Below are 7,129 nucleotides of genomic sequence, written 5' to 3' on the forward strand. Positions count from 1 at the left end.
TTCAATCAATACGTGTCCACCAGCTAGAATGGCAGAAAGTAAAAGTCGTAAATTTTTATTCTGACCTAAAATTCGTTGTTCGTATTTCTCAAGTAAGGATGCAAGTTCTGGTCTCATCCTCTCTCCACCTCTTTTCGTAATTCTTCTAAGTTCTTTGACCATACCAAATAATCGTGTTTGGATAGTTTTTCAGTTTTCAAAACCTTGGTGAGGTCATGTAAGAATCGTTTAATTTCACTTTCTTGTTTTCCAGACCATCGTTGATCCAACTTTTTCGTAAGATCCTTCCAATCCCGTTGAAATGGAATTCCCCATTTCTCCTGTAAAAGCTGCTTCACATAATCTGCTTGAATGTTTAAAGAGTCATGGTAATAACGACCTCTTAAATACCATGCGCCCAATGCGCGAATACTTTCATCACTAAATCGAACTGTTTCCTCACGTGGCACAATAACTGGACCAAACCGCTTTCCTTTGTACCAAAGCCAAAGAAGAACGATTAATCCAGCTTGTAAAAGCAAAACTATAAACCACGCTGGGTATAATGTTGTGAATTTAGAAGAGTTTTTTGGTTCATGAACATATTCATCAAAATAATAAATGGATGAATCCTTATCCTCAATTAACGATAATACAAGTGGAATATGATCATGGTCTAAGAGATAATCATTTAAGATCCACTCTGGAGAAATTGCCGTAATTAACTCCCCATCACCCATTTTTCGACTTGTTGCAATGACACCTAGCTCATCCTCTAAAAGCACGTTCTCCTCTGGATTTGGAATGATTCGATTTGTTGCTTGTATCAATGCGTCAAATTTTTTCCCATTTGTATCGTTGATTGTAATTGCTCCATCTAGAAAAGGGTCGACATCAGCTGGTAGTGTTTTAAGATCGAACATCCCTCGTGGATTTTCTTTAAATAGAATAATCTTGTTTCCTGCTTTCATAAAATCAAGATACCCATTCACGTCTTCCTGTTCTGGTGTGAAATAAGGCTCCACCATTATAAGAACTTGGTTCGTATCTTGCTTTCTTAATAGGTTTGGCGCATGTGTCCATCTTTTCACTTTATGTTCATCGTTTAAATATGTATAGATAGCTTTTACACCGGTTGGAGAAGGAGAATCAGACACATAATGTGGATACGCCTTTGGGTTATAGGATTCAATAAAGTACGTTAGAAAGAGTAAGAGCGCGATAAGCCCAATTAAAGTGATCCATATTTTATGTTTGTGCATGTTGCTTCTCCTTTCCTCCTTCTGAGTGATCTAGCCAGACGAAAGCTTTTTCTCGAAATTGAGTGTATTCTAGTCTATCAATCTCATATTCTCCATATGCGACCTCATCAAACACTAATGCCAAATCATAAAACTCATCAGCCCAGGACTGTTCCACTTTACTTAGCTCATCATAATATTCCCAGTTTGTTTTCCATAATTTAGCCTCAAGCCATTCTTTTTCATGGAAAAACAAGAGAAGTGCTAAAAATAGATGTCTAGTCGCAGGGGAATAATGATGATTTTCTTCATACTTTAAAGCCTCTTGCAAATGCCTTTGATATGTCCAACTTAATGCTTGAGCTGAATGAAGAGGCTTATGTTTACTTAAGTTTGCATTTCTTCTTTTATTTCGTACAAGTAAAAAGACTGCAATACCTAATAGAAACAGTGCTCCGAGAATAATGAGGATTAGCACTACTTCAGCGGCACCACTACCCGACTCAATTGCAGGGATTAAATTTTCTATAAAATCGGCTAGCCATTCTTTTACTTGATTCCACCATTCTTGAAACACGTTTCTTGATTCATCATAGTAAATTCGATATTCTTTACCATCCAGAATTTCTTCAATCCGGTCCCTTGCATCATTCATTTGTCCCATTGTTCATCACCACTTATCTTGGTCATTGAACCCCTCGATCATTTCATCCAAATCCTCTGCATCATATCGAACCCTTGCATCAAGGTACATCACACCGTACCCAACAGCAAAAAGCAATGTAGTAAAAATGGTTGTTAAGTTAACGATTAAAGTTAACAGAACACTATTTCCCATAAAGATGCCGAATGTCATTTCAATTGCAAAGCTAATCGCACTAATAATTAAAAAGAAAATAATATATAGACCAAAAAGAACCCAGCCACGTTTCTTTGATAGGTGCCAACTTCTTGAAAATCCAGGAGATTCATAGTCCAGTACAACTGAACCAAAATAAAAGCCCCAGCGTGTCAGTAAATAACCGATTCCAACAAATAACCCCAATCCGAAGAGAATTACAAAAAGGATGGCACCGAGTGGATTGGCGAAGGCGCCATAAATACCACCTGGCACTAATATCAAGACTGCGACAAGGAAGAATCCAAATACAATTAGGCTGAATAAAATATTGCTCCCAAGCATTGCCCAGAATCGTGTAAAGGCTTTTTTAATCACCGCACTAATTGAATATTCCTCATTTTTTCGAATATGGTTTAAAGCGATTAGAATTGCAGCCTCAGCAACAGGAAATAAGACTAATCCTATTAGTCCAATAAACATTGTCCCCAATGTCACGCCCCACCCCACTTCTTCGGCAACAGCCGTTTCATCAAAGCTATTAGTGATTTGCGATATCCAGTCATCGCCTGGACCGACTTCCCTGAAAAAGCTTGTTCCTGATGCTAATAAGAAAAGTGCTTCGAGTATGTATACAGGTCCCATAAAAATAAGTAAAATCGTAAAAAAGTCTCGAAATTTTTGTTTACTCAAACTAAATGTGAGGTCAAGGATTTCCCCAAAACCCTTAGGTCGTGAAAATTTTGTGTTCAATCTGCCATCTCCTTGTCATGATCAATTTCTCCTCGGCGAAATTGCGCCCAGATTTTTTTGGCCCATACGAGGTGGTCACAAAGACGTTGCCACAGGAAGTGGCGTTCTTAGTCTTTGATCGTAAGCTCGAAAGGTACATTTGAAAATCGCATGTCTCCGCCTAAGGCATACCCTAAACAGTAGAAGACGCAACGTCTACTGTTTAGGGTAAATAAATTAACTAATAACGCTTATTTTAACATTATTCTGGAAGTTTTTCTGTATAATTTTAGAAATATTTTTGGGGTTGTTGGTGTTTGAAACTATTGTGATACAATGGCACCATTGACGTCATACAGACTTAAATCAATTTCAAGCGGTATTCCCATTGCTAGCTTCGCTAATTCACCACCTAAAAATGGTCCAACAGTCAAGCCTGAAGCTCCAAGACCGTTTGCAACATAAAGATTTTCATGGCCGTGAATACCGCCAATAACTGGTAGAAAGTCTGGAGTAAACGGTCGAAAACCAACTCTTGTTTCTAATACCGTTCCTTCCGATAAACCGGGAGCAATACTTAGAGCTTTATCAAAAATTTCATGAAGTCCCCCGACAGTTATTCTGTAATCGATTCCTTTATTATTTTCGTGTGTTGCACCAACAACAACTTTTCCGCCATCAAAGGCTAATATGTACTGATCATTTGGTGGCATTACAACTGGCCAATTTTCTGTATCGGTATTTTCTAAACCCAAATGAACAATTTGCGCTTTCTGCGAGGATACTAGAAAATCGATATCAAGTGGCTTTAACACGAGATAATCCTTGATCCAATTAAAGGCATCCTTCATGGATTGTTTCTTTACCAAGCTTTGCTGGTTTTCATTTTTCACGTAGTAGTGACCTTTGTGTTCATCCATGAACAGAAATGGCTTTAGGCCGATGAATGAATACCGAGACCAATCGGATTCATGATCCTTACTTTCAAGTAAAAAGGATGCTTCATTTTTTAAGTTTTGAAAAATTTGAATGGGTGTCAACGTATCAACTAAGAAACGTTTGACGATTGGAATTGTCCGATAATGTTTGGCATCGGACGAAAACGAGGAAAAATCATACGTATTCAATTGGCTCACTCCTCCATGTAATATGGAGAATGAGGTTTAGGAGGTATGTAAAGATTGAAATCGCTTTTTATCAAAAAACGATAATAATCAAATGCGCCTCGGCGTATTTGCGCCCAGATTTTTTCGACTTGCTCGAAAAATTTCCTCTAAAAATCTGTGGCATCCGCCGGAGGCTTTAACTTTATTCAACTGAATAAAGTTAAACAACCCAAAGACACATACGTATCCTTGGGTAGAAGTAAACATACTAAACTCTAAGCTAACCTCAGCTAAAATCACTCATTCTCATCTACCCTAAACTCTGCTCTAAAAAAACTAACTGAAAACTTACTATTCTATGACTATACTAAATATTGTTATTTATCTTATCGTATGCATTGCGTTTTTGTCAATGCATTATTCGTACTATTTAATTCTCTTTAACGGTTGTAAGGTCTGGCCTTAGGACAATGGACCCACCTTGATAAATATGCTGGATCTCTTCTTGTTTGGCGGTTGTGTTCACGGTCATCATCACACGAATGCACATTTGCAGTGACCCTGGGACCGGAATCTCTCTCATACTCATTACCGGAACAAATGCCCAACCATCAATTCGCCTTGCAGCAGCAGCAGGAAAAGCTGCATCAATATCCTCCGTTACTGAAAATACGATTTGTGCAACATCATCTGCTTTAATGTTGTTTTCAGAAATCATGGCACGTAATAGCTTTTCAGTAGCAGCTAATATTTCTTGTTTATTATTCTCTTCAATTGTTGTAGCACCACGTATTCCCCTTATCATTGTCACCCCTCCTTTTGCGCCTAGCTCCCCATTTAATGAAAATCCTTCAAGAAACGAATTAATTGCCCATCTTCGACATCCTGAATGACCGTTTCTCCAATATTTTTTAACAAGACCATTCTCACTTTTCCAAAAGCAGCTTTTTTATCATGCTTCATTCTCTCAAGGAGTTTTTCACGGTCTAGTCCTTTAGGAATGGTTGTGGGGAATTCAAATAAACGAAACCATTCTCTAATTCTTTCAGATGATAGATTGATATTAAAGATTTTTTCGCTTATCTTTAATGCAAAAATCATCCCAATTGCAACTCCATCACCATGAGTGATCTTCCCATATCCTGACTCTGCCTCAATTGCATGACCTAAGGTGTGACCAAAGTTCAAGATGGCTCGGAGCCCTTTTTCCTGCTCATCTTCAGAAACAACTTTAGCTTTAACAGCTACACCCTTTAATACAGCATATTGAAGTTTTTCACCTTTTAGGTCATCAAAGGATTTAATTTCCTCTGTTAGCCATACGTAAAATTCTGGGTCCCAAATTAGTCCATGCTTAATGATCTCAGCAAAACCTGAACGGAGCTCATGTCTAGGTAATGTCTTCATTAAATCAATATCATATAAAACCGCATTCGGTTGATGAAAAGCGCCAATCATGTTCTTTCCAAGTTCATGATTAATCGCAACCTTACCTCCAACAGCACTATCATGGGCAAGTAACGTTGTTGGAATTTGGATAAAAGGGATGCCACGCATGAAAGTTGCCGCAACAAACCCGGCTAAATCTCCAACAACTCCCCCACCCAAAGCAAGGATTACAGAAGAACGATCCAATCCATTTTCAAGCGCAAAGCTCTGGCATCGATAATACATATCAAAAGATTTTGCACTTTCCCCAGCAGGAATCACAAATGATAAGGGCTCATTATATTGTGGCTTAAGGTTGCTGAGCACTTTATCTAAATAAAGTGCAGCAACAGTCTCATCACTAATGACGAGCACCTTTGATACCGATTTACATGTTTCCTGTATCACTTGGGGTAGTTGATCAATAATTTCAGTCCCAATGTACATCGGATATGTTTTCGATTTTGTAGCAATGGTCAACTTGTCCATTAAAATTCCCTCGAATACTCACGCATTTTCGCTACATTCTCTTGAATTAAATCGATTCTGTCTTGTCCAAATTGTTCAACAATCGCATTTGCAACTTCCCAAGCTACGACAGCTTCAGCAACGACTGAAGCTGCAGGAACAGCACAGCTATCAGATCTTTCAATACTTGCTTCAAATACTTCCTTCGTTTCAATATCCACACTTTTCAGTGGTTTATATAAAGTTGGAATTGGTTTCATGACACCTCTAACAACGATTGGCATACCGTTCGTCATTCCACCTTCAAATCCGCCTAAATTATTCGTTCTTCTCTGATAACCATTTTCTTTATCCCAAATGATTTCATCATGAACTTGACTTCCAGGGATTCTAGCTGCATCAAAACCAATACCAAATTCAACACCTTTAAAGGCATTGATACTTAGCACTGCAGCACCAATTTTTGAATCAAGCTTTCTGTCGTAATGGACATAGCTACCCACACCTGCAGGTACGCCTTCAACAATGACTTCGACAATTCCACCAATTGAGTCGCCATTTTTCTTTGCTTCATCAATCGCATTCATCATTTGAACACCTGCCTCTTCATCAAGACATCTTACAGGTGATTCTTCCGTTTTTGTTTTTAATTCTTCAATGCTTGAATATGTCGCCGCATCCTGCGCACGAACACCACCAATTTCAAGTACATGTCCAGCTACCTGGATTCCTAAGGAAGCTAAGAATTTTTTAGCTACAGCCCCAGCAGCAACTCGCACAGTTGTTTCACGAGCAGAGGATCTCTCTAGAACGTTACGCATATCTCGATGACCATATTTCAAGGCTCCATTAAGATCAGCATGTCCAGGACGTGGACGTGTAATTTTACGTTTGATATCTTCTGCCTCATCATCCGTTATCGGCTCTATGCCCATAATTTTTGTCCAGTGCTTCCAGTCATTGTTTTCAACAACCAATGCAATTGGGGAACCAAGTGTTTTACCATGTCTGACACCACTTACGATTCGAGCTTCATCCTTTTCAATTTGCATTCTTCTGCCTCGACCATGCCCTTTTTGGCGTCTAGCAAGTTCAAGGTTGATATCCTCTGTAGTTATTTCAAGACCTGCAGGTACACCTTCTATAATTGTTGTAAGCTGTGGTCCATGTGATTCTCCGGCTGTTAAATATCTCATTATGTTACCCCCTTATATAATCAAGTGAAAAGTAAATTTCACTTTCGTAATTTAAAGCGATTATGTATCAATATATCATAATCTTTATAAAACCGGATAGATTTTTTCAAAAATTTCTATGAATTATAAGAAAAGCGCAAG

General features: G+C 38.4%; 7 protein-coding genes and 1 pseudogene. All 8 read right to left on the bottom strand.

Annotated features, from left to right (window positions below):
* A pseudogene (locus V7147_RS03635) lies at positions 1-117 on the bottom strand (AAA family ATPase); the annotation flags it as partial.
* Positions 114-1,241 carry a DUF4350 domain-containing protein gene (locus V7147_RS03640; protein WP_335366502.1) on the bottom strand — a complete coding sequence of 376 codons (1,128 nt, stop codon included), beginning with the start codon at positions 1,239-1,241 and terminating at the stop codon, positions 114-116. The gene V7147_RS03640 and the pseudogene V7147_RS03635, both read right to left, overlap by 4 nt.
* The gene (locus V7147_RS03645; protein WP_335366503.1) at positions 1,228-1,884 is read right to left on the bottom strand and encodes a DUF4129 domain-containing protein; all 657 of its coding nucleotides are present in this window, start codon (positions 1,882-1,884) and stop codon (positions 1,228-1,230) included. Before V7147_RS03645 ends, V7147_RS03640 begins: the two co-directional genes overlap by 14 nt.
* Before the next feature lie 6 nt (positions 1,885-1,890).
* Positions 1,891-2,811 (bottom strand): hypothetical protein, encoded by a 921-nt coding sequence (locus V7147_RS03650; protein WP_335366504.1) that lies wholly within the window; start codon positions 2,809-2,811, stop codon positions 1,891-1,893.
* Between the two features lie 302 nt (positions 2,812-3,113).
* Positions 3,114-3,926, bottom strand: a complete 813-nt coding sequence (locus tag V7147_RS03655; protein ID WP_335366505.1) for an NAD(P)/FAD-dependent oxidoreductase — start codon at positions 3,924-3,926, stop codon at positions 3,114-3,116.
* Between the two features lie 400 nt (positions 3,927-4,326).
* A complete protein-coding gene (gene aroH, locus V7147_RS03660; protein ID WP_335366506.1) occupies positions 4,327-4,701 on the bottom strand; it encodes a chorismate mutase in 375 nt (124 codons plus the stop codon).
* Positions 4,702-4,733: 32 nt separating this feature from the next.
* Positions 4,734-5,813 (bottom strand): 3-dehydroquinate synthase, encoded by a 1,080-nt coding sequence (gene aroB / locus V7147_RS03665; protein ID WP_335366507.1) that lies wholly within the window; start codon positions 5,811-5,813, stop codon positions 4,734-4,736.
* Positions 5,813-6,988, bottom strand: a complete 1,176-nt coding sequence (gene aroC / locus V7147_RS03670; protein WP_335366508.1) for a chorismate synthase — start codon at positions 6,986-6,988, stop codon at positions 5,813-5,815. Before aroC ends, aroB begins: the two co-directional genes overlap by 1 nt.
* Positions 6,989-7,129 lie beyond the last annotated feature (141 nt).

The organism is Bacillus sp. JJ1521, assembly GCF_036965165.1.
Taxonomy (GTDB): domain Bacteria; phylum Bacillota; class Bacilli; order Bacillales; family Bacillaceae_L; genus Ferdinandcohnia.

Bases quoted from the DNA above. Each gene is read 5' to 3' on its own strand.
- aroH (WP_335366506.1), bottom strand. From the start codon at position 4,701: ATGATAAGGGGAATACGTGGTGCTACAACAATTGAAGAGAATAATAAA.
- V7147_RS03645 (WP_335366503.1), bottom strand. From the start codon at position 1,884: ATGGGACAAATGAATGATGCAAGGGACCGGATTGAAGAAATTCTGGAT.
- V7147_RS03640 (WP_335366502.1), bottom strand. From the start codon at position 1,241: ATGCACAAACATAAAATATGGATCACTTTAATTGGGCTTATCGCGCTC.
- aroC (WP_335366508.1), bottom strand. From the start codon at position 6,988: ATGAGATATTTAACAGCCGGAGAATCACATGGACCACAGCTTACAACA.
- aroB (WP_335366507.1), bottom strand. From the start codon at position 5,813: ATGGACAAGTTGACCATTGCTACAAAATCGAAAACATATCCGATGTAC.